General features: G+C 61.9%; 24 protein-coding genes, 1 other RNA gene and 1 riboswitch. Of the genes, 11 read left to right on the top strand and 14 right to left on the bottom strand.

The window, feature by feature from the left end:
* Window positions 1-57: 57 nt before the first annotated feature.
* From LN996_RS00765 to LN996_RS23850, 3 genes are all read left to right on the top strand, one after another.
* Window positions 58-906, top strand: coding sequence for a DUF4097 family beta strand repeat-containing protein (locus LN996_RS00765; RefSeq protein WP_231338294.1), 849 nt, complete (start codon window positions 58-60; stop codon window positions 904-906).
* Window positions 906-1,520, top strand: coding sequence for a PadR family transcriptional regulator (locus LN996_RS00760; protein WP_231338293.1), 615 nt, complete (start codon window positions 906-908; stop codon window positions 1,518-1,520). The genes LN996_RS00765 and LN996_RS00760 overlap by 1 nt, the downstream gene beginning before the upstream one ends.
* A gap of 113 nt (window positions 1,521-1,633) precedes the next feature.
* Window positions 1,634-1,708, top strand: coding sequence for a 50S ribosomal protein bL37 (locus tag LN996_RS23850; RefSeq protein ID WP_369299106.1), 75 nt, complete (start codon window positions 1,634-1,636; stop codon window positions 1,706-1,708).
* Between the two features lie 87 nt (window positions 1,709-1,795).
* Here LN996_RS23850 and rsrA read toward each other — a convergent pair whose 3' ends face one another.
* Together rsrA and LN996_RS00750 are read right to left on the bottom strand one after the other, a co-directional pair.
* Window positions 1,796-2,056: a mycothiol system anti-sigma-R factor gene (gene rsrA / locus LN996_RS00755; protein ID WP_159707456.1), complete on the bottom strand. Its 261-nt coding sequence runs from the start codon at window positions 2,054-2,056 to the stop codon at window positions 1,796-1,798.
* Complete coding sequence (locus tag LN996_RS00750) at window positions 2,053-2,850, bottom strand: sigma-70 family RNA polymerase sigma factor (RefSeq protein ID WP_231338292.1); 798 nt, start codon at window positions 2,848-2,850, stop codon at window positions 2,053-2,055. The genes rsrA and LN996_RS00750 overlap by 4 nt, the downstream gene beginning before the upstream one ends.
* Window positions 2,851-3,030: 180 nt before the next feature.
* Between LN996_RS00750 and LN996_RS00745 the strand changes: the two genes are divergently transcribed.
* The 7 genes from LN996_RS00745 (at window position 3,031) to LN996_RS00715 (ending at window position 10,307) form a co-directional block, all read left to right on the top strand.
* On the top strand, window positions 3,031-3,546 hold the full coding sequence (locus tag LN996_RS00745) for a DoxX family membrane protein (protein ID WP_231338291.1): 516 nt from the start codon (window positions 3,031-3,033) through the stop codon (window positions 3,544-3,546).
* Window positions 3,547-3,552: 6 nt separating this feature from the next.
* On the top strand, window positions 3,553-4,920 hold the full coding sequence (gene aroA / locus LN996_RS00740) for a 3-phosphoshikimate 1-carboxyvinyltransferase (RefSeq protein WP_231338290.1): 1,368 nt from the start codon (window positions 3,553-3,555) through the stop codon (window positions 4,918-4,920).
* A 2-nt stretch (window positions 4,921-4,922) separates the two neighbouring features.
* Window positions 4,923-6,038: a ribosome small subunit-dependent GTPase A gene (locus tag LN996_RS00735; RefSeq protein ID WP_231338289.1), complete on the top strand. Its 1,116-nt coding sequence runs from the start codon at window positions 4,923-4,925 to the stop codon at window positions 6,036-6,038.
* Between the two features lie 54 nt (window positions 6,039-6,092).
* The gene (hisN, locus tag LN996_RS00730) at window positions 6,093-6,905 is read left to right on the top strand and encodes a histidinol-phosphatase (protein ID WP_231338288.1); all 813 of its coding nucleotides are present in this window, start codon (window positions 6,093-6,095) and stop codon (window positions 6,903-6,905) included.
* Between the two features lie 185 nt (window positions 6,906-7,090).
* Window positions 7,091-7,204, top strand: a riboswitch (SAM riboswitch).
* A 32-nt stretch (window positions 7,205-7,236) separates the two neighbouring features.
* Window positions 7,237-8,646 (top strand): aminotransferase class V-fold PLP-dependent enzyme, encoded by a 1,410-nt coding sequence (locus tag LN996_RS00725; protein ID WP_231338287.1) that lies wholly within the window; start codon window positions 7,237-7,239, stop codon window positions 8,644-8,646.
* A 113-nt stretch (window positions 8,647-8,759) separates the two neighbouring features.
* The gene (locus LN996_RS00720; protein WP_231338304.1) at window positions 8,760-9,584 is read left to right on the top strand and encodes a class I SAM-dependent methyltransferase; all 825 of its coding nucleotides are present in this window, start codon (window positions 8,760-8,762) and stop codon (window positions 9,582-9,584) included.
* Between the two features lie 9 nt (window positions 9,585-9,593).
* The gene (locus LN996_RS00715; protein WP_231338286.1) at window positions 9,594-10,307 is read left to right on the top strand and encodes a metal-dependent transcriptional regulator; all 714 of its coding nucleotides are present in this window, start codon (window positions 9,594-9,596) and stop codon (window positions 10,305-10,307) included.
* Between the two features lie 18 nt (window positions 10,308-10,325).
* Here the strand turns inward: LN996_RS00715 and LN996_RS00710 are convergent, their stop codons facing one another.
* Window positions 10,326-11,774 carry an MFS transporter gene (locus LN996_RS00710; RefSeq protein WP_231338285.1) on the bottom strand — a complete coding sequence of 483 codons (1,449 nt, stop codon included), beginning with the start codon at window positions 11,772-11,774 and terminating at the stop codon, window positions 10,326-10,328.
* Between the two features lie 37 nt (window positions 11,775-11,811).
* Between LN996_RS00710 and LN996_RS00705 the strand changes: the two genes are divergently transcribed.
* Entirely contained in the window at window positions 11,812-12,186 is a 375-nt protein-coding gene (locus tag LN996_RS00705) for a hypothetical protein (RefSeq protein WP_231338284.1), read from the top strand.
* Between the two features lie 7 nt (window positions 12,187-12,193).
* Here the strand turns inward: LN996_RS00705 and LN996_RS00700 are convergent, their stop codons facing one another.
* The 11 genes from LN996_RS00700 to LN996_RS00650 form a co-directional block, all read right to left on the bottom strand.
* On the bottom strand, window positions 12,194-13,177 hold the full coding sequence (locus LN996_RS00700; RefSeq protein WP_231338283.1) for a S1C family serine protease: 984 nt from the start codon (window positions 13,175-13,177) through the stop codon (window positions 12,194-12,196).
* A gap of 177 nt (window positions 13,178-13,354) precedes the next feature.
* Window positions 13,355-13,723, bottom strand: a transfer-messenger RNA (tmRNA) gene (gene ssrA / locus LN996_RS00695).
* A gap of 113 nt (window positions 13,724-13,836) precedes the next feature.
* Window positions 13,837-14,307 carry an SsrA-binding protein SmpB gene (gene smpB, locus LN996_RS00690; protein WP_026540087.1) on the bottom strand — a complete coding sequence of 157 codons (471 nt, stop codon included), beginning with the start codon at window positions 14,305-14,307 and terminating at the stop codon, window positions 13,837-13,839.
* Between the two features lie 74 nt (window positions 14,308-14,381).
* Complete coding sequence (locus LN996_RS00685; protein ID WP_231338282.1) at window positions 14,382-15,797, bottom strand: M23 family metallopeptidase; 1,416 nt, start codon at window positions 15,795-15,797, stop codon at window positions 14,382-14,384.
* Window positions 15,798-15,854: 57 nt separating this feature from the next.
* The gene (gene ftsX, locus LN996_RS00680; protein ID WP_159707478.1) at window positions 15,855-16,769 is read right to left on the bottom strand and encodes a permease-like cell division protein FtsX; all 915 of its coding nucleotides are present in this window, start codon (window positions 16,767-16,769) and stop codon (window positions 15,855-15,857) included.
* Window positions 16,766-17,530 carry a cell division ATP-binding protein FtsE gene (ftsE, locus tag LN996_RS00675; protein ID WP_231338281.1) on the bottom strand — a complete coding sequence of 255 codons (765 nt, stop codon included), beginning with the start codon at window positions 17,528-17,530 and terminating at the stop codon, window positions 16,766-16,768. Before ftsE ends, ftsX begins: the two co-directional genes overlap by 4 nt.
* A gap of 190 nt (window positions 17,531-17,720) precedes the next feature.
* Window positions 17,721-18,839 carry a peptide chain release factor 2 gene (gene prfB / locus LN996_RS00670; RefSeq protein WP_231338280.1) on the bottom strand — a complete coding sequence of 373 codons (1,119 nt, stop codon included), beginning with the start codon at window positions 18,837-18,839 and terminating at the stop codon, window positions 17,721-17,723.
* Window positions 18,840-18,904: 65 nt separating this feature from the next.
* Window positions 18,905-19,378: a pilus assembly protein TadG-related protein gene (locus LN996_RS00665; protein WP_231338279.1), complete on the bottom strand. Its 474-nt coding sequence runs from the start codon at window positions 19,376-19,378 to the stop codon at window positions 18,905-18,907.
* Window positions 19,375-19,911: a hypothetical protein gene (locus tag LN996_RS00660; RefSeq protein WP_231338278.1), complete on the bottom strand. Its 537-nt coding sequence runs from the start codon at window positions 19,909-19,911 to the stop codon at window positions 19,375-19,377. The genes LN996_RS00665 and LN996_RS00660 overlap by 4 nt, the downstream gene beginning before the upstream one ends.
* Entirely contained in the window at window positions 19,892-20,281 is a 390-nt protein-coding gene (locus LN996_RS00655) for a TadE/TadG family type IV pilus assembly protein (protein WP_231338303.1), read from the bottom strand. Before LN996_RS00655 ends, LN996_RS00660 begins: the two co-directional genes overlap by 20 nt.
* Window positions 20,282-20,320: 39 nt before the next feature.
* Window positions 20,321-20,560 (bottom strand): hypothetical protein, encoded by a 240-nt coding sequence (locus LN996_RS00650; protein ID WP_231338305.1) that lies wholly within the window; start codon window positions 20,558-20,560, stop codon window positions 20,321-20,323.
* Between the last annotated feature and the right edge of the window lie 58 nt (window positions 20,561-20,618).

Here is a 20,618-nt window from a genome sequence, read left to right as displayed (position 1 = left end):
GGGACTCGCGATATATCGTGAATTGAACAACGCGATATATCGCAACCTGGAGGAATCATGTCTGAGGAACTATGGACCGTGACGGGTCCGCAAACCATCGATGTGGACGACGTCCGCTCCCTCAAGCTGGGAATCGTGAAGGGCCGCTTTGACGTCATGACCCATGACGAACCATACGTCCGCATCGAAATCAGCGAGATCACGGGCGACCCCCTGACGGTGACACTGGTGGACGGACGCTTGGAGGTCCGTCATCAGCTGCAAGGGCCGCAGGGTTGGTTCCGGAACCTGATGGGGACCGTCAATAACACCAGCACCAACTCGGTGGTAGTGGGGATCGCCCTTCCGCCCGGCGTCGACGTCGAAGCTGGAACGGTGAGCGGCGACGGCATGGTCTCCGGGATCAGTGGACGGACGCGCCTGAACACCGTCTCCGGTTCCGTCATGGCCGACGGCACCAGCGGCGAACTGCACGTGAACACCGTCAGCGGGGAGGTCATCGCCAGGAACCACGACGGCGTCCTGACCGCCAAGAGCGTGTCAGGCGAAGTTACCGCTTCGGGAAAGTTCAAGAACGTCCGGGCCAGCACCATTAGTGGCGACCTCAGTTTCGATCTTCAGGACTATACCAACGACTTCGGCGCCAATTCCGTTTCCGGTGACCTGACCATCCGGCTGCCCCATGATGTCGGTCTGGACATCGTGGCAAAATCCGCCAGCGGGACCGTGGTCATCGACGATCAGTTGTACGCCCAGCCCGGCAGCAACGTGCACACGATCGTCGGCCCGGACGAACGGCTCATGCTGGTGCGCACCAATACAGTCTCCGGCAAGACGTACATCATGCACGGGTCGGCGCCGGCCACGGATAATAACCACCACTTCCCCGGCGAAGCGGGCCTCTGATGCCGCCGGTCTTCGCCCACGGAGCGTTGCGCCTCTATCTTCTGGCGTTGCTCGAAACGGGTCCTAAACACGGATATGAACTGATCAAGGCACTGGGTGACCGCTTCGGCGGCACATATTCCCCCAGCGCGGGAACCATCTATCCACGGCTGGGGAAGCTGGAAGAAGAGGGCCTCGTCGCAACTGAGACTGAGGGTCGCCGTACCAAATACTTCATCACTGATGCGGGCCGCGCCGAGCTTGATGGGCGGCGCGAGGAATTGGCGGACGTGGAAGACACCATCTCGGCCTCGGTCAGGAGGCTCGCGGACAACCTGCGGGACGACATCCGGACCAACATGCGTGGACTGCGGGCGGACCTGGCGGCTACCGCGGAAGCGGCGCGCACCAGCGCGACCTCTGCGACTTTCCGAAGCCGTACCGCGGGCTATACACCCGATGGCCAGCGCATGCTGAAGGAGGCCGAGTTGATGGTCCAGGCATTCAGGGACGATATCCGCATCGAGTTGCGCCAACACGGCGCCTCGCACCCGTTGACGCCAGTGGCACTTGAAACCGTGCGCACAGTGTTGGACCAAGCCCGTATTTCGATCCGGAATTCGTTGGGGAAATGACCTCCTTCCGAACCGGGCCACTGCAACACCAGGCCCGGTTCGCGACGCGGCACCCGGATGTGCGAAACTGGAGGGCAGCTCTATTGAGTATCAATCATTGAAGGAGGCCAGCTATGAGCAAGCGTGCACGTAAGCGTCGTGACCGTAAGCGCGGCGGCGCGAACCACGGCAAGCGTCCCAACACCTAAGCCAGCGGCTTAGTGTCACAGGCTTAAGAGCGAGGGGCCCGGAAACCATGCGGTTTCCGGGGCCCTTGGCGTTGTGGCCGGCTCTGATCAGGCCTCTACCGGCTTGATGGAGTGGATCCTGTCAAGAATCGAGTTCTTCAGGTTTTCCGGTGCCGATTCCGTACACGAGCGCTTGACCATGGTGCGGATAAGGCACTCAAGGTCATACTGCTCAGAGCATTCCTCACAGGTGTCCAAATGCTGCTTGATCTCAGTGAGGTCCTCGCGGGTCAAAGCGCCGTCGAGGTACTCGTAGATCCGCTGCATTCGCGTATCGTCGCAATCGCCCAATCCCTGGCAGTCGCTCATTTCTCTTTCTCCTGATTGTTGCTTCCGGCCGCGGCCTGATCTTCGGTATGGGCCCTGAAGCCCCGTTCGGTGGCGTAGTCCGCCAGCATGTCCCTCAGCATCTTCCTGCCTCGGTGCAACCGTGACATGACCGTGCCGATCGGGGTGTTCATGATTTCTGAGATTTGCTTGTAGGCATAGCCTTCGACGTCTGCAAAGTAGACGGCCAGACGGAATTCTTCCGGGATCGACTGCAGCGCGTTCTTGACATCGGAGTCCGGCAAGTGATCCAGTGCCTCAGTTTCGGCGGACCTCAGGCCTGCCGACGTGTGCGATTCTGCCTTGGCCAACTGCCAATCCTCGATCGTGTCCGAGTTGGACTGCAAAGGCTCCCGCTGACGCTTACGGTAAAGGTTGATATAGGTGTTGGTCAGGATGCGGTAAAGCCACGCCTTAAGGTTTGTTCCCGGCTTGTACTGGTGGAAAGCCGAGAATGCCTTGGTGTAGGCCTCCTGAACCAGGTCCTCGGCATCCGAGGGGTTGCGGGCCATCCTCATGGCCGCCGAATACAACTGGTCCACGTACTGCATGGCGTCGCGTTCGAAGCGCTCCCGCCGCTGTTCGGTAGTCTCCGTGGCAAGGTCGACGTCGGTCGCGGCCACTGCGTCGTCATTCGCGCCGGCTGCCTGGTCCGTGGCCGCTGCGGCCGGTTCCGTGGTGCTCATCGTTGCCAAGTCTACTGTCAGCTGCCGGGATTCCGGCTGCATGCCGTACCCGGGCTCCGGTAGAACCACCCGGTCCTTAACCAAAGTCAAAAAACCAACTCCGTTCACCAAGGCGGCAACACCTGCCGCAGTCCGGTCTCCACCGCACCACTAGTTCACAACGGCCGCCGCTGGGTAAATATTCCGCAAAGGTGCAAGACTAGAGCAGACTGCACCCCTTGAACACAACACTCATTGACATCGTGTGGCAAGCCACCCAGGAGGCAAGACATGTCTGTTATCCGTTTTCTCGCCCGTCCCATGCTCGCGTCCAGCTTCGTCGTCGCAGGTCTGGACAAGCTCAGGAACGCGGACGACACCGCCAAGCAGCTCTCCCCCGTCCTACGACGCGCCTCCGAATCCCTCCCTTTCAAGGCCGATGAGAAGACCCTCGCGCGCCTCATCGGTGGAGCACAGCTGGGCGCCGGAGCATTGCTTGGACTGGGAAAGCTTTCCCGTTTCGCCGCCACTGTGCTGGCTGTGACGTCGGCTTTGAACTCCTACGTCGAATGGCGTTCGGCCGATATCAGCACCAAGGAGGGCCGGAGCGCCCGTAAGGCACAGCTGTTGAAGAACATTTCCCTGACGGGCGGAGTCCTTCTTGCCTCTGTTGATACCGACGGACGTCCGAGCATCGCCTGGCGCGCAGAGCACTTGGCTGCCGATGCCAAAAAGGTGACGGGCAAGCAGATCAAGCGGGCAGACAAAGCAGTACGCAAGGCCGTAGACAACGCAGTTGGAGCATAAGGAAGCATGACAGGTACCACCGCCGCAAACACAGGATCGACCGAAGCCGCCGCGCTGCCACTCTGGCCGGCCCCGTACGCCAAGGGGCCAGTGGACGCCACGGTGACGGTGCCTGGTTCAAAGTCGCTGACCAACCGGTTCCTGGTGTTGGCGGCTTTGGCGGATGGCCCCTCGAGGTTACGCGCTCCCCTGCATTCCCGTGACTCCGCACTCATGATCCAGGCCCTGCGGCACTTGGGCGCCACCGTCACGGAGGTCCCCGGTGACGGCGACTACGGTCCGGACCTTGAGATAACGCCCATGGATCCTGCAGCCTCGGGCTCGGAAACTGCCATCGACTGCGGCCTGGCTGGAACCGTCATGCGTTTCGTGCCTCCCCTCGCGGCATTGCGCAACGGGCCCACCGTCTTCGATGGAGATCCACATGCCCGCAACCGGCCCATGGGAACCATCATCGAGGCGTTGATCGCCCTCGGCGTTCCCGTGGCAGCGGAAGGCGGCAGGACGCCGTCGGCCCTTCCGTTCACAGTGGAAGGCACCGGCGAGGTCCGCGGCGGCCACTTGGTGATCGACGCCAGCGCCTCGTCCCAGTTCGTCTCCGCCTTGCTGCTGGTGGGCGCACGGTTTACCGAGGGGCTTCACTTGGAGCACGTCGGAAAGCCGGTACCCAGCCTCGACCACATCACCATGACCGTGGAGGTCCTGCGAAGTGTCGGAGTCTCCGTGGACGACTCCGTGCCCAACCATTGGCGGGTCTCCCCCGGCTCCATCAAGGCCTTTGACCAACGGATCGAACAGGATCTTTCAAATGCGGGGCCGTTCCTGGCCGCAGCGTTGGCCACGCAGGGAACCGTCCGCATCCCCAACTGGCCGGCCAGCACCACCCAGGTCGGCGATATGTGGAGGACGATCCTCGCCACTATGGGGGCCGAGGTCACCTTGGCGGACGGGACCCTTAGCGTGACCGGCGGGCCGGCGATCCTCGGAGCCGACTTCGACGAAACCAGCGAACTCGCTCCCACTGTTGCGGCCTTGTGCGCTCTTGCCGCAAGCCCCTCGCGGCTGACGGGCATTGCCCATCTCCGTGGTCACGAAACGGACCGGCTTGCTGCGCTTGTCGCTGAGATCAACGCCCTGGGTGGAGACTCCGAAGAAACCGCCGATGGCTTGATTATCCGCCCCGCGGCCTTGCACGGCGGTGTGGTGCACAGCTACGCCGACCACCGCATGGCCACTGCGGGTGCCATCCTCGGACTCGCGATCGAAGGCGTCCACGTGGAAGATATCGCCACGACGTCAAAGACCATGCCGGAGTTCCCTGAAATCTGGGCAAGTATGCTCGAATCCGCCGGCACGGACGAGGCCAGCAACTGACCATGGGCCGCGATGCACGCTCCTGGGACGAATCCGACGTCCGGATCCGCCCCAACAAAAAAGGATCAAGGCCCCGGACCAAGGACCGGCCAAGCCATGATGACGCCGTTATTGGCCGGATCATCACCGTGGACCGCGGGCGCTACAGGGCCATTGTGGACGAAGATTCCGCGGATGAACGCGTCATTATCGCCGCCCGCGCCCGTGAACTGCGGCGGAACCCCGTGGTCCCCGGCGATTTCGTCGCCTTGGTAGGTGATGTCTCCGGCGCCCCGGACACGCTTGCAAGGCTGGTCCGTGTTGAAGAACGCCGCACCCTGCTGCGTCGCAGCGCCGACGACACTGACCCCATCGAACGGGTGGTTGTGGCCAACGCCGATCAGCTGGTGGTGGTTGTTGCTGCCGCCAACCCCGAACCGCGCACCGGGTTCATCGACCGCGCCTTGGTGGCAGCGTACGACGCCGGCATAGAGCCGCTGCTGCTCATCACCAAAGCGGACGTCAAGGATCCGGCGGAATTGCTCGCCAACTACCTCAGCCTGGACTTCCCCGTGATCATCAGCCGCACAGCGGACACTGAAGCCAGCGGTATTGACGCGCGTTCGGATGACGGATTATCAGCACGTTTGGACAGGGACGCCGTGGCCCAGCTGCGCTCCCACCTCGGCGGCAAGGTGACCGTCATGCTCGGCCACTCAGGCGTCGGCAAATCCACCATGGTCAATGCTTTGACGGGGGCGGAACGAGCCACGGGCGGCGTCAATGCCGTGACGGGCCGTGGACGGCATACCTCGTCGTCTGCCTTGGCCCTGAAACTTGCCGATGCCCCGTCCGGCAGCTGGATCATCGACACCCCCGGCATCCGCTCCTTTGGTCTTGCGCACGTGGATCCGGACCGGATCCTGCATTCGTTCCCTGACCTTGAGCCCGGCACGGAAGCCTGCGAGCGTGGCTGCAAGCATGACGCCACAGCCATCAATTGCGGCCTGGATCCCTGGGTGAACGAAGGCCATGCAGGGCCCTCCGGTGTGGCCCGGCTGGCTTCCTTGCGCCGCCTGCTGGGTGCGGACCCCCGGCTTGAAGCCAAAGAGGCCAAGGAACTGGGCACCGTCAACTGATCCTTACGGCGCCACGTCCCCACCGCAGCTGATGATTCAGGATAGTTTGGTGGCATGACCCATCCCGTTTCCACCTACAACGATGACCTGCGCCTTGCCCACGTCCTCGCTGATTCAGTCGACGCCCAGACCATGGACCGCTTCAAGGCACTGGACCTGCAGATCGAAACCAAGCCAGACCTCACACCAGTCACCGATGCCGACAAGGCCGCTGAGGAAGCAATCAGGGGTCAGCTGTCCCGCTCCCGGCCGAGGGACGCCGTCCTGGGCGAGGAGTTTGGCAGCAGCGGCCATGGCTCACGGCGTTGGATCATAGATCCCATTGACGGGACCAAGAACTTCGTCCGCGGCGTGCCGGTCTGGGCAACGTTGATCGCCCTCGTTGACGAGGGAGAACCTGTTGTCGGCGTCGTCAGCGCACCGGCATTGGGCAAGCGCTGGTGGGCGGCCAAGGACATGGGCGCCTACATGGGCCGCTCCCTCGCGTCCGCTACGCGCCTGAAGGTCTCGAACGTTTCCCGGTTGGCCGACGCTTCGATGTCGTATTCAAGCCTGTCCGGGTGGAAGCAGCGAGGAAACCTCGACGAGTTCATGGGGCTCACCGAAGACATCTGGCGAACCCGAGCCTACGGTGACTTCTGGTCCTACTGTCTGGTGGCCGAAGGCGCCGTGGACATCGCCTGCGAGCCGGAGTTGAACCTCTACGACATGGCAGCACTCGTCCCGATCGTTACCGAGGCCGGTGGCCGTTTTACTTCCTTGGAAGGCGAAGACGGCCCCTTCGGCGGCAACGCCCTGGCCACCAACTCGATCCTGCACTCCGAGGTCCTCAAACGGCTCAACCCGGGGCTGGACGACCTCCTCTAAGGCACAGTTGCGGACGGTCGCGGCCGCGCGCGTTTTCCGAATTTTCGACGGCGGATTCCCCCCTTTGGGGGTGTCCGCCGTTTTTTCTTCGCCGGATCACCTCATTCGGCCACCGACGTAACAAAGCGCTTAACAATGCGAATCAGCTTTGGAGCGGTCCCGGGCAGTGCCCTAACCTTTTTACAGGTCACGAGTGCCAGCGCTAAACCCCGGTTTGCTGGCCGGCAACCCTCCATTCGCGGTGGGGTGCCCCGGGTGACGACCCGGCCGGTCCGGAACGGATGCGGCAAGCGCGGATCCCCCTATGGGGGTCCCTCTTGAGTGAGGTCCCATGAGCACTGTCACGTTCGACTCAAACATCATTCCTTCTCTTGCCGAAGAAACCCCGGCGCAGGCTGCCGCCGCTTCAAGGCCGCTCTCCGCAGTCACGGGTGCAGAGTTACAGGCTCCGCTGATCCAGGGCGGGCATGTTCGGTACGCCAACCTCGATTACGGAGCATCGGCGCCTGCCCTGACCATCGTTTCTGCATACCTCAACGAAGTCCTGCCGTACTATGCGAGCGTTCACCGCGGTGCGGGTTATGCGTCCCAGATCAGCACGTCTGTCTACGAAAATTCGCGGAACATCGTCCGTGAATTCGTCGGAGGACGCCCCGACGACTCCGTGATCTTCACCCGTAATACCACCGACTCCTTGAATCTTCTCGCGGGATGCCTCCCGCAGGTTGACAGCCTACCGACGGGCGAAGTCCTGTATTTGGACATCGAACACCACGCCAACCTCCTTCCATGGCAGGGTGTCCCGCACCGCAGCGTCGTCGCAGCGTCTACCTTGACAGCAACACTGGACAGGCTCCGCACGGAGTTGGCCCAGGGCGGAGTAAGCCTGCTTGCCGTGACAGGTGCCTCGAACGTCACCGGCGAAATCCTTCCCATCGCGCAACTAGCTTCCCTGGCCCACGAATACGGCGCCCGTATCGTGGTGGACGCGGCCCAGCTCGCACCGCACCGCCGGATCAACATCACCGAGGCGGACGTCGACTACATCGTCTTCTCCGGACACAAGCTGTACGCACCGTTCGGCGCTGGTGTCGTGGTTGGTCGCCCGGATTGGCTCGACGCCGGAACGCCGCACCTGGCCGGCGGCGGGGCCGTCCGTGAAGCCCGCCTGGACTCCGTCAGCTGGGCAACCGGTCCCGCCCGCCACGAGGGTGGCTCGCCCAACGTCCTGGGTGCGGCAACCCTCGCCCGCGCCACGCAGGTCCTCGCCGGACTGGACCAAGAGGCGTGGCACGCCCATGAAGCAGCCATCCGTTCCTACCTGGTGGACGGCCTGGAGGCCATCGATGGCGTGACGGTCCACAGGATCTTCAGCGACTCCGAAGACACCATTGGCGTCGTCAATTTCTCCGTGGAAGGATTCGACGCCGGGTTGGTCGCCGCGTATCTGGCGGCGGAGCACGGCGTTGGTCTCCGGGACGGACGCTTCTGCGCCCACCCCCTGCTCAAGCGGCTCGGCCTGCCCTCAGGCTCCTTGCGTGCCAGCTTTGGCGTCGGCTCCCGGTTGGAGGACGCCACGAGGCTGCTGGCAGGCATCGATGAACTCAAGCGCAACGGGCTGGGTTGGGACTACGTGGTGGACGAGGGCCGCTGGGTACCTGCCAATGACCACCGAACCTACCCGGAATGGGCTCCCAACACACCCGGCACTGCCGGCGCTGCTCCCTGCACCGTGGACTAGAACCCCACCGTGGACCAGGGACGCGGCTAACCCCGAGATCCAAGCTCTCCCGCTGCTGCGGTAAATTCGTAGGGTATATTTTGGCGACCCTGTGAAGGAGTCTTTGCGTGGCATTGCGTTCTCCGGCTCCATCAAACGGACAGCCCGGCATTCCCGGACCGGCTGGACCGCGCGGTCCGAAACTCCATGCCACACGTCGGCAAGAACTCGGCCAGAGCTTTCAAGACGGCGGTGAGCACTATGATCGCGTGCGGCCCGGCTACCCCGCAGACTCCCTGACGTGGCTCCTTCCCGATAGAGCAGAGACAGCTGCGGACATTGGAGCAGGTACCGGAAAGTTCACTGCCCTCCTCCTCGAACGCGGACTTGAGGTGGCCGCCGTCGATCCTTCCACTGACATGTTGGAACAACTGCGGAAGAGGTATCCGCAGGTCAGCGCAGTGGAGGGTACGGCCGAGGCAACTGGGCTGGCGGACTCAGCATTCGACGTCGTCAGCGTTGCCCAGGCCTGGCACTGGTGCGACCCCCTCCCCGCCAGCACCGAAATCTCCCGGATCCTGCGCCCGCAGGGAATCCTGGGACTGATCTGGAACCAGTTGGATACGTCGGTTCCGTGGGTCCACAGGCTTTCGCGCATCATGCACGCCGGAGATGTCCACAAACCTGGCTTCCGGCCTGCCATCGGTCCGGAGTTCGCCGGGTTGCAGAGCAACCTCACGGCGTGGGCGGACCCCACCACGCCCGAAGAGATCATGGAGCTGACCAAGTCGCGCAGTTACTACCTCCGGGCCAACGAAGCAACGCGGGCGAAAGTCATGGGAAACCTCGAGTGGTATCTGTACGACCACCTTGCGCACGCGCCAGGGGGGACCGTCCAGTTGCCCTACGTGACGCAAACCTGGCGGGCGGTCAAGGTTCACCGCGCCCTGCCACGGTAGGCTTGGGTTGTGAAGACCAGTACGCCCTCCTCCTCGATCGAGGACTACGTCAAGGTCATCTACTCCTACACGGAGTGGCAAGACAAGCCGATTACGTCCTCCCAGCTTGCCCAGCGCCTGGGTGTGGCCAACTCGTCAGTGTCTGAGATGGTCCGCAAGCTCAAGGACCAAGGCTTGGTGGACCACCAGCCCTACAGCGCCATCAGGTTGACTCCCGAAGGCATGCGCCTTGCCCTCTCCATGGTCCGACGACACCGCCTTATTGAGAGTTACTTGGTGGAAGAACTCGGGTACAGCTGGGACGAGGTCCACGATGAAGCCGAGATGCTGGAGCACGCGGTGTCAGACACCTTCATCGAGCGGATGTCTGCCAAACTTGGCCATCCCACCAGGGACCCGCACGGGGACCCCATTCCTTCGGCAGATGGCTCCGTTGAATTGCCGCACGCCTACCGCATGATCGAACTGGACCAGGGCCACTCCGGCCGTATCACCCGGATCAGCGATGAAAACCCCGATCTCCTCAGGTACCTGGCAGCCGAAGAAATTTCCTTGGACGCTCCGGTTGAAGTCGTCGGACGCAAACCGTTCGGTGGTGCACTCGTAGTCAGGATCGGAACCGGAGCCCAAGGCCGCGAGTTCGATCTCGCCGATGAAGTAGCGTCTGCCCTTTGGGTTCAGAGCGCTGAAGTCCATGAAGGTTGCGTCCTGCCCGCCCTGTGACCGGAGCCCCGCATGAGGTCAGTTGGGCAGCCCGACCGCCCCGCCGTCGTCGGACGCTGCATCCGGTTCGCTGCCAGCGGCCGGCGCCGCCTCCTTTGGAGGGTTCCGGATTCCGACGGCGGATGCCACTGCCCCCAGCACGAACAGTCCCGCCGTTACCACCAGTGCGTTGAAAAGCCCTTGCCGGGTAAAGACCGGGCCCACGATCAGCCCTGCAAAGGCAATGGTGATCAACCCGGCGATGCGCGCCACTGCGTTGTTCACCGCAGACCCGATCCCGGCTTCGTCGGTTGGGACAGCACCAAGAATGGCGGCCGTGAGAGGCGCCACGAGAGTGGCCAAACCCAAGCCGAAGACGATCTGTCCCGGGAGCACCTGGGTCCAATAGTTCAGTGGCTCCTGAACTGAGAGTGACAGCAGGAAGCCCACCGCGCACAGCAGCGGACCCACGGTCATGAACCAGCGGGGGCCGTATTTTCCGGCCAGGCCGCCAAAATACGATGCACTGAGCATGAGGATGACGGTACCCGGGAGCAGCGCGATGCCCGCCATCGTGGCTGCCATGCCGCCAACTTGCTGCAGATAGATTCCCAGTACGAAGAATCCGAGGGAAATTCCACCGTAAATGGCAAGGGTGGCAAGGTTCCCCCAAGCAAAATTGCGGATGGCGAAAAGCCTGAGGGGCAGCATGGGCTCCGCCGTCCGGGCCTCATGGACCAGGAAGAGCGCCATGGCCACAATGCCCACCGCCAGGGGCACCCACACCTGGATGCTTCCCCAGCCCATGCGGCCTTGCTCGATGAAGGCATATACGGGGCCGCCGAGGCCCACCATGGCCAGAAATGCCCCGAGGTAGTCAATGCGCTTGCTCTTGTCCCTCGCTGCGTCGGACGCCCGGAGGCCGGCCAGCATCGGCCAGATGGCGACAGCCGGAACGACGTTGATGAAGAAGATGACACGCCAGGAGAGAAGGTCCACGGCCATCCCGCCGATCAGGGGCCCGACGATGGCTGCAGCACTGGTCCAACCGGACCACTGGCCGATGGCCTTGGATTGCGCAGGTCCGGAGAAGGACGTGATGATCATGGCGAGCGAACTCGGAACCAACAAGGCACCGGCAATTCCCTGAAGCGCCCTCGACACCACCAGAACTTCGCCGGTCCAGGCCAGCCCGCACAACACCGATGTCGCTGCGAAGCCCGCGAGGCCCCATTCGAGGATCCGTGCCCTGCCGAAATGGTCGGACAGCGAACCGGCCACCAGTATCAGTGCACCCAATGTCAGCAGATACGCATCCACCACCCACTGCTGGATGACCAAGCCTCCACCCAGCTCGCGCCCTATGGCGGGGAGTGCGAGATTCACCACAAATCCATCAAGTATGGCGATGAACGAAGCCACAATTGCCACCACCAGCACGCGCCTTTGGAGCGGAGTACTGGGTAGCAGGGCCGCTGCGTCAGTCATGAGCACAGCCTACGCCCGGGAAGTCCCGTATCGTTGAATGGTGATTAGCAGACGTGATGCCGCATTGGCCCTTGATATTTCGATGGAAATGGCCCAACGCCACGGTATTCCGTCCCGGCTTTCAGAGGCCGAACTCCGCGAAATGCAGGACAACCCCCCGGCGTGGCTGGTTCAGTCGCGTGCCAACCGAACCGGCAAACGACCAGTCTGGGTCCATCTGACCTGTGCCGTGTGTGGCTACTCCGAGGCCGTCCGCCCCAAGAAATGGTGGCCTGACTTTTCATTCGTCTACTGCGGCACCCATCGGAACAGCGACCTTCCCAAGCTCTTCCTGGGTGAAGTGCGCAGCGAATACGAAGGTGTGGGCAGCCGCTTCGTCGGCGTCGTCGACGTTCCGGAGAACCAGGCCTAGCCAGGCTTCATTGCTGTTGGCTCATTTCTGAGGGCACTGCGATGATCTGCAGGGCCTTTCCTTCCCTGAGCACTGTCAGCGGAAAGGGTTCGCCGATGGCTTCCTCGAACAATAGCTTCTGAAGGCTCTCGGCGCTCGACACTGCCCGCCCCTGGGCGCGCAACACCAAGTCCCCTGCTCGGAGTCCGGACCACTCCGCTGGGGAGTTGGGAATCACCTCCACCACCCGCAGGCCCTCTTTCTGCCCCGTCCTCACTACGGCACTGGCATCAAGCGGAATCGGAGTGCTCACCAAACCCAGGTAGGCGCGTCGAACACGGCCGTCCCGCAGGAGGGAGGCGACGATGCGCTGCGTTGTCGTGTTGATCGGTACTGCCAGCCCGAGGCCCAGCCCCGCCACAGCGGTGTTGATGCCGACGATACGCCCCTTGGTGTCGGCCAAAGCACCACCGGAGTTCCCGGGATTCAGGGCGGCGTCCGTTTGTATGACATCCTCAATGACACGCCTGTGTTCCCCCGCACGGACAGGGACGGACCGTCCAAGACCGCTGACCACACCCGCGGTCACCGAACCGGCCAAGCCCAAGGGATTGCCCACGGCGATGACCAACTGCCCAACCCGCAGCGTGTCGGCATTGCCCAACAACGCTGGCGGTGGAGTGGACTTCACGCCCCGGACCACGGCGAGGTCTGACAACGGATCTGCCCCAACCAGCTCCACATCGGTGTGCTTGCCATCGGCGAACACGGCCCGCCCGGACCGGATTCCTGCCACTACGTGGGCGTTCGTGAGCATGTACCCATCGCCGGTGAAGACAACGGCCGAGCCGCTGCCCATGCGGATTTGTCCCCGTCGTCCGGTGCTGGTCATCTCGATGGCGGCAACATGCGGCGTCACTGACTCGGCCACGCGAATCACGATCCTCGAGTAGGCATCCAGTGCCTGCCCGTCATCAGGGTCGTCCAGTTCGAACTCCGGCTCAGTACTCATCACAAGCCTCCTGCCACCGCTCCACCGTGTTTCGGCGCCTATCCTGTTCAACCGCTGAGCCGGTTCCGGTAGTCCTGGGGTCGGTACGCCCTGGGTGAACGCCTAAGCGCCCCTGGCATTCATCAAGCACCCGGGCAAAAGAAAACCCCCGGATCACGAGGATCCGAGGGCTTTCCGGGGTGGAGATGGGGGGAATTGAACCCCCGTCCGATGTCGTTTTGTCAGGGCTTCTCCGGGCGCAGTTCGCGTCGGATTTTCTCGGCCCCAGCCATCCTGCGAACAGGTGGCTGATCCGGGCCCAGTCATCTAAGAGTCCCGTTTACCTCAATGACGAAGGCAAACAGCAGTGGCTATCTAAATGACGCCAGGAACCGGGGCGATAGCAACCCCGGGCTGACGGACTGTCTTACTGCTTAGGCAGCGAGAGCGAAGTCAGTGCGCTTAGATTCGGCACTTATTGGTTTGCAGACAGCGTTTACGAGATAATTCTGCATCCTCGGCCCGCTTCACCTGTCGCGACTAACATCGTCGAAACCGATCATCCCCGTATTTTGTTACCAAACCCGACCGGCACATCGATCATGTCGAGTTCCCGTCGGACTACCCATCATAACGCATTCATCCGTTGGAACATTCCCCGGACGCGATTGGCGTGGCGCCTACCGGCGGTTGCGTTCCCGCAGCTCACGCAGTGATTCACGCTTGTCCTGTTGCTCACGCAACGTTTGGCGCTTGTCGTAGTCCTTCTTACCCCGGGCGATGGCGATTTCCACCTTGGCCCTGCCGTCAAGGAAGTACAGCTGCAGCGGCACCACAGTGAATCCGGACTCGCGGATCTTTTGCGAGATCTTGTCCAGCTCTTCGCGGTGCAGCAAAAGCTTACGACGCCGGCGTGCTGCATGGTTGGTCCAGCTCCCTTGGTGATACTCAGGGATGTGGATACCCTCCATCCACAACTCGTCGTTGTAGAAGGTGCAGAAGCCGTCCACCATGGAGGCGTGGCCCTCACGGAGGGACTTCACTTCTGTCCCCATGAGCGCGATGCCAGCCTCATAGGTGTCCAGGACATGGTAGTTATGCCGGGCCTTCCGATTGGTGGCCACTACCTTACGGCCACTTTCCTTGGGCACGGTAGAACTCCTTGTTAGTTGCGGATTTCAACTAGTGTACGCCAGCACGACGAGGCCCCCGCGCTGGCCCCACGCTAGAGAAGGTTCATGGGATCCACTGCGGAGCCGTTCAGCCACGTTTCGAAGTGCGCGTGGCAGCCGGTCGAGTTACCGGTGCTTCCCGAGTATGCGATGAGCTGGCCTGCAGAGACCCGCTGGCCATTCGCCACCACGATGCTGCTGTTGTGGTAGTAAATCGTGGTCAGTGAGTTCCCTTGGACAACACCGTGAGACAGCTTTACTCGCCAGCCACCTCCGTCGGCCGAGTTCCAGCCTGAGTTGAAGACTTCGCCTGCAGCTGCCGCATAGACGGGTGTGCCGCATGCCGCACCGAAGTCGATGCCGGTGTGCATGTAGCCACCAGTACCGTAGAAGTCGATGGTGCCCGGCGGGGTTGCGCGCCAGCCGAATCCAGAGGTGATAGGCACATAGCTTGCGAACGGGTGACGCAATCCAAAGGCAGAGGGCGAACCCGCAGCCGGAGGAACATAGGGCTGCTCCGGAGGCGCAGGCCGCCCCTGTGCTGCCGCTGCGGCCGCAGCGGCAGCAGCAGCTTCTTCGGCAAGACGCCGTTGCTCTGCTTCCCAGGCTTCCCTGAGTTTCCTGTCCCGTTCCACGATCTCGGCAGCAACGGTGTCCTGTTCGGCCTTCACCCTGGCAAGGTTCGCTTCAATGCCGGGCTTGGCCGCCTGAAGTTGCCCGTTGAGGCGGGTGGTGTCTTCGATCAGCTTGTCGACTTCGGCTTTCTTGCTCGCAGCCTCGTCCCTTGCCGATTTTTCGCGTTCCAGCGCAGCATCCGCTTTCGCCTTGAGGTCCTGGATCTCCTCTTCGACAGCTACCAGCCTCGCCTGCGAGTTCACGTTGGTGGCGTTCTGCTGGGTCAGCTTGGTCATCGCTGCGTTCTGGCTCCGCATGGCCTGGTCTGCCAAATCCATGGATTCCGTCAGGTTGCCGGACTCGCTGGACCCGAACAGAAGGGCAATATTGGTCGGGACGCCACCGGATTTATAAGCCTGTGACGCGATCTGGCCGATCAGCTTCTTGGTGTCGGTGATTTTCTGCTTATCACTTTCCAGCTGCTCGGTGATCTTGGCCTTGTTCTGCTGGGCAAGTTCAACCCTCGCCGCCAATGCCTCGACTTCCTTGACCGCACTGGCCACCCTGCCTTGGGCCTCAAGCAGGGCCTGCTGCGCCCCTGGAAGGCGGCCTTGGTAGATCACGAGGTCGCCGGCGGCCTTGGCGATGTTGGCGTCCACAAATTCGAGGGACGCCTGGACGCGGGCAGCTTCTGCTTCGAGTGCAGCCTGTTGGTCTTCAAGGTTGTCGGCCTGCGCCGCGGGAGCGCCCGACAAGAGACTGACAGCCAGACCCACAGCAAGGACTGCACCTAAAATCCGAGCATTGCCCGACGCAAGGCGCCGACGCAGGGATGTCGGGTCCAACGTGGTCATCAGGAGTCCTTTTCCGTCGTGATCATGATTGTCAATCGAGTCAGAGTTTTCATTGCGCTAGACCTTCAGGTAACGCCGGAGCGTCAAAAGCGAGGATATCCCGGCAAGGCCAGCGCCAAGGGCGATCAGCACCGGTGCAATCACCAGCACTTGGGTGGAGGAAATGAACGGTGTGTTGAGGAACTGCGTGGACAAGTCGCCGTTGAGCCAGAAGTGCGCCATCAGCCATAGCGTGACCGAAGCCAACACCGCCCCCACAACAGCTGCGATGACACCTTCCAGGATGAAGGGCAGTTGGATAACCGTCTTGGAGGCGCCCACCAACCGCATGATTCCGGTTTCCCGCCGTCGGCTGAAGGCCGAGAGACGGATGGTGGTGGTGATGAGCAATACCGCGCAGAAGATCATCACCACGGCCACACCCATCGCCGCAACGGACGCCCCGTTCATCCAGGAGAAGATGCGTTCCAGAACCTGCCTCTGGTCGCTGACCGTCTCGACTCCCGGCTGGGAAGAGAACGTCTCGCTGATGATCTGGTATTTCTCAGGGTTCTTCATGTTGATCCGGAAGGATGCCGGCAGTTGGTCCTCAGAGACCGAATCCACAATCGGTGAATTGGAGAACTGTTCCTTGAAGTGGGTGTATGCCTCGGCCTGGGATTCGAACTGGAAATCGTTGATGTATTGCTTGACCGCCGGCGACTCCAGCATCGCCTGAAGGTTGGCTTGCTGTTCCTTGGTGGCCGGACCCGAAGCGCAACCAACCGCCGTCGAACCGTCGTTGCAGAGGAAGACGGCCACCTGGACTTTGTCGTACCAGTAGCCCTTCATCTGGTTGATCTGCATTTGCAGCATTCCGGCGGCACCCACGAAGGTCAGGGAAACGAACGTCACCAGCACCACGGAAATCACCATGGAGAGATTCCTGCGCAGACCGCTGCCGATTTCCCCCAGGATAAACAAAAGCCTCACAGCTGTGCCCCCTGTGCACGGTCGAGTTCCTCACCGCTGGCGTCCCGCAGCCGACGCGATTCGCCAACCACCGGAATCATCGACGTGTATAGGGCCTTGGCTTCGTCTCGAATGACCTTGCCATTCTTGAGCTCCACCACGCGGCGGCGCATTTCATTGACGATGTCGTCGTCGTGGGTTGCCATGACTACCGTGGTGCCGTTCTGGTTGATCTTGTCCAGGACTCCCATGATTCCCATCGACGTAATGGGGTCCAGGTTTCCCGTCGGCTCGTCCGCCAGCAGGATGCCGGGACGGTTTACGACGGCGCGGGCGATCGCCACGCGTTGCTGCTCGCCGCCGGAGAGTTCGTGGGGCATGCGGCGTTCCTTGCCCTCCAAGCCCACAGTTTTCAGGACCTCAGGAACTGTTTCGCGAATGATTGAGCGGCTCTTGCCGATGACCTGCATGGCGAAGGCAACGTTGGCGAACACGTTCTTTTGCGGAAGGAGGCGGAAGTCCTGGAAAACAACCCCGATGCCGCGCCGGAGCTTGGGGACGCGCCAGCTCGAAATGTTGGCAACATTCTGGCCGGCAACATACACGGATCCGGAATAGGCTTTGTCTTCCTTCAGGATCAGTCGCAGAAAGGTTGACTTTCCTGAGCCCGAAGCGCCCACCAGGAAGGTGAATTCGCCGCGGTTGATCTCAAGGCTGACAGAGTCGAGCGCCGGTCGGGCATTCTGCTCGTAGACCTTGGTGACATTCTCAAATCTGATCATGGCCCTTTAGAACCCCGCCGGACATGACATAGTCGCCCAGTCCAACAGCCGGAGCACGGGCTTTCGATGGGGGAAGTGAGAGCACCGGCCACTCGACTATACGCACGGACGGACCGGGTTTCCGGGCCTTTGGGGGGCGTGTCGCAGAATCCCGAGGGTCAGTCCGAACCGGACCCCGCCTTTCGGGGTCTTAGTTGGCAGCAGCGTTACGATTGCCCGTGCGCCAACGGATGCCGGCGTCAATGAAGTCATCGATATCGCCGTCCAGCACTGCCGAGGTGTTGCCCACTTCGTGTTCTGTACGCAGGTCCTTGACCATCTGGTACGGATTAAGAACGTACGACCGCATCTGGTCACCCCAGGACGCCTTGACGTCTCCGGCCAGTGCCTTCTTTTCAGCGTCCTGTTGTTCCTTCTTAACCAGCAGCAACCGGGACTGAAGCACACGCATGGCAGCGGCCCGGTTCTGAAGCTGTGACTTTTCATTCTGCATCGAGACCACGATGCCCGTGGGAATGTGAGTCAACCGCACAGCTGAGTCAGTGGTGTTGACCGACTGGCCGCCGGGGCCCGACGAGCGGAAGACGTCAACGCGGATTTCGTTGTCGGGAATCTCAATTGAATCGGTCTGTTCGATCAGCGGGATAACCTCGACGGCAGCGAAGGATGTCTGCCGGCGTCCTTGGTTGTCGAACGGGCTGATACGGACCAGCCGGTGGGTACCTGCCTCAACACTCAACGTACCGAAGGCATAAGGTGCCTTGACTTCGAAAGTAGCGGACTTCAGGCCTGCTTCTTCCGCATAGGAGGTGTCCATCACGGTGGTGGGGTAGCCATGGCGTTCGGCCCAACGCAGGTACATCCTCATGAGCATCTCGGCGAAATCGGCAGCGTCAACGCCGCCGGCCCCGGCTCGGATGGTAACTACGGCTTCGCGTTCGTCGTACTCACCTGACAACAGTGTGGTGATTTCGAGTTCCGCCAGGGCTTTGCGTATTGACGACAGTTCCTTCGCAGCTTCCGCCATGGAGTCTTCGTCGCCCTCGTCCTGGCCGAGTTCCACCAGGACTTCGAGGTCGTCAATCCTGGAGGCAAGCTTGGAAAGGCGCTCAACTTCCGACTGTCTGTGGGACAGCCGCGACGTGACCACCTGGGCCGAAGCGGGGTCGTCCCAGAGGTCCGGAGCGCCGGCTTGCTCGCTCAGTTCAGCGATCTCCGCCTTGAGGGCATCAACATCAGTGACGTTCTCGATGGAGCTGTAAGTTGCGCGAAGTGCGCGGATTTCTGCGGGAAAATCTATCTCAGCCATGGTCATCCCAGCGTACGCTATTCACCGCGCTCCCCCGACGGCACCCATGTTGCCATGCCGGACCATTACTGGGTCAAGGAAGACCGGGCGACGGACCTGGCCTCAACGAGGATCCCATCGGGCAACAGGAAGCTGACCACCGGAGGATGTGCGACTGCTGCCAGAACAACCACCGCCGTACCGCCGGGTTCGCTTCCTGTACCGGCCGTGAGAACCAGCTGATCATGACGCCCGAAGGCACCGTTGGCTGTGAGGTAGGAGCCTGCTGTCGCCTTGACGCGCTCTTCCATCAGCGAAGTTGCGGGCAAGCTCCCTGCCCCAATATCCCCCACCAGAAAAGAGTCAGCGGCCGCCAGGGCTGCTCCGTCCGCCAATGACAGCAGCTTCTTATGTTCCAAGTAGACCGCCGAAGCAGCCATAACCACGGTGGCCAGAAGAAGCGCCAACACAACGTAGCCAATGACGAGAACACCGATCTGGCCATCTTCGCGTGGTTCACCGACGGGAGGACTGGACCCGCGACGCCGGAGCGATGTCATTGGTAACGCCCCACGACCTGGGTCGACGACGCACTCAGTCGGGCGGCGTTCAAGTGCAGAGAGTCTGCGAACGGCAGCATGGGCAGAGGTACATCCAGGCCCACGGTCACTGTGACGCTTGCTCCTGCCGACAAGCAGTCCGCTCGATCGCATGCGATATCGACGCTGGCTTGGTTCGCTGTATGACCGTAGTCCCGAACGGCCAGGAGGACGGCGCCCTCAGCTGCAGCCCTTGCACCCGTGGCATCCGTGCGGGTCACAAAGACCTTGGCGGCCTGGTCGGCAGCCCCGACCACCGCGAACGACCCGCCTTGGATCTGGCCTACTGTCACTACGAAGTAGACCAGCGGAACCATGAGCAGCACCGCCAGGAAAGTAAACTCCACGACGGCGCTGCCCTTTTGCGCCTGGCAAGTCCGGTTGCGGTCCCCGAACCCGTCGACCACCTCGACAGGCAGGCACAGAGCCTCACTCAGCCTCCGCAGGAAGGCGTCCAGCACTCTCTTGGTTGGCTTATCCGGAGAGTGCTGCATGCCCCTTCACCTCCAGCAATCCACCGGGACCTACGAGCCCGACCACCGGCAGTGGTGCCTTCACCGTCACCTCCAAGGCACGAACGCCGTCTACTGTGACCTCGGAACAGGAAATGTCCTTGGAATAATCGCTGTTCAACGCCGCGTGGATAAGCTGCGCAGTCCGCGCTTGGGCATCCGCCTGGGTGCGGTCCGCCAGCGCTCCGTAGCGCGCGCCGGAAGCTGCGGCATCAATGAGCGTGTTGTTGATATGCAGCACCAGCGTGAGCTGGACGATCGCCATAAAGAAAACGGTCAATAACGCCCCTACCAGGACGAAGTCCACAATGGCTGACCCGCGCTCCTCGGCAGCTCCCTGCCGCTCACCCATGGCGGGCGACGCAACCGCGGTGCTGGTACACCGCATTCCCTACTTGCCTACCTTGCTCATTGCCTGCTCGAACATGCCCCTCAGTGCCGGCGTGGCAAGGGCAAGAAGCCCGGCTACCAGCACGGCCGACATCAGTGTGATCATGACCCAACCTGGGACGTCGCCGCGATCACGGTCTTCGCGACGGGGCATCCCTCTCATATTGATCGTCATGAGCCACGAGCCGCAGCCAAGGATCATGATCGATGAGGTGGACAGTAATCTTGCAATTTGCTTCATGGTTTTCCAATTCGAGTAGTGCGGTCAGCGGATTCATCGTGAGTTGGTCAGATTCTGT

The organism is Arthrobacter sp. AK01, from assembly GCF_021109375.1.
Taxonomy (GTDB): domain Bacteria; phylum Actinomycetota; class Actinomycetes; order Actinomycetales; family Micrococcaceae; genus Arthrobacter.
This window is presented reverse-complemented; position numbering and strand designations above follow the sequence as displayed.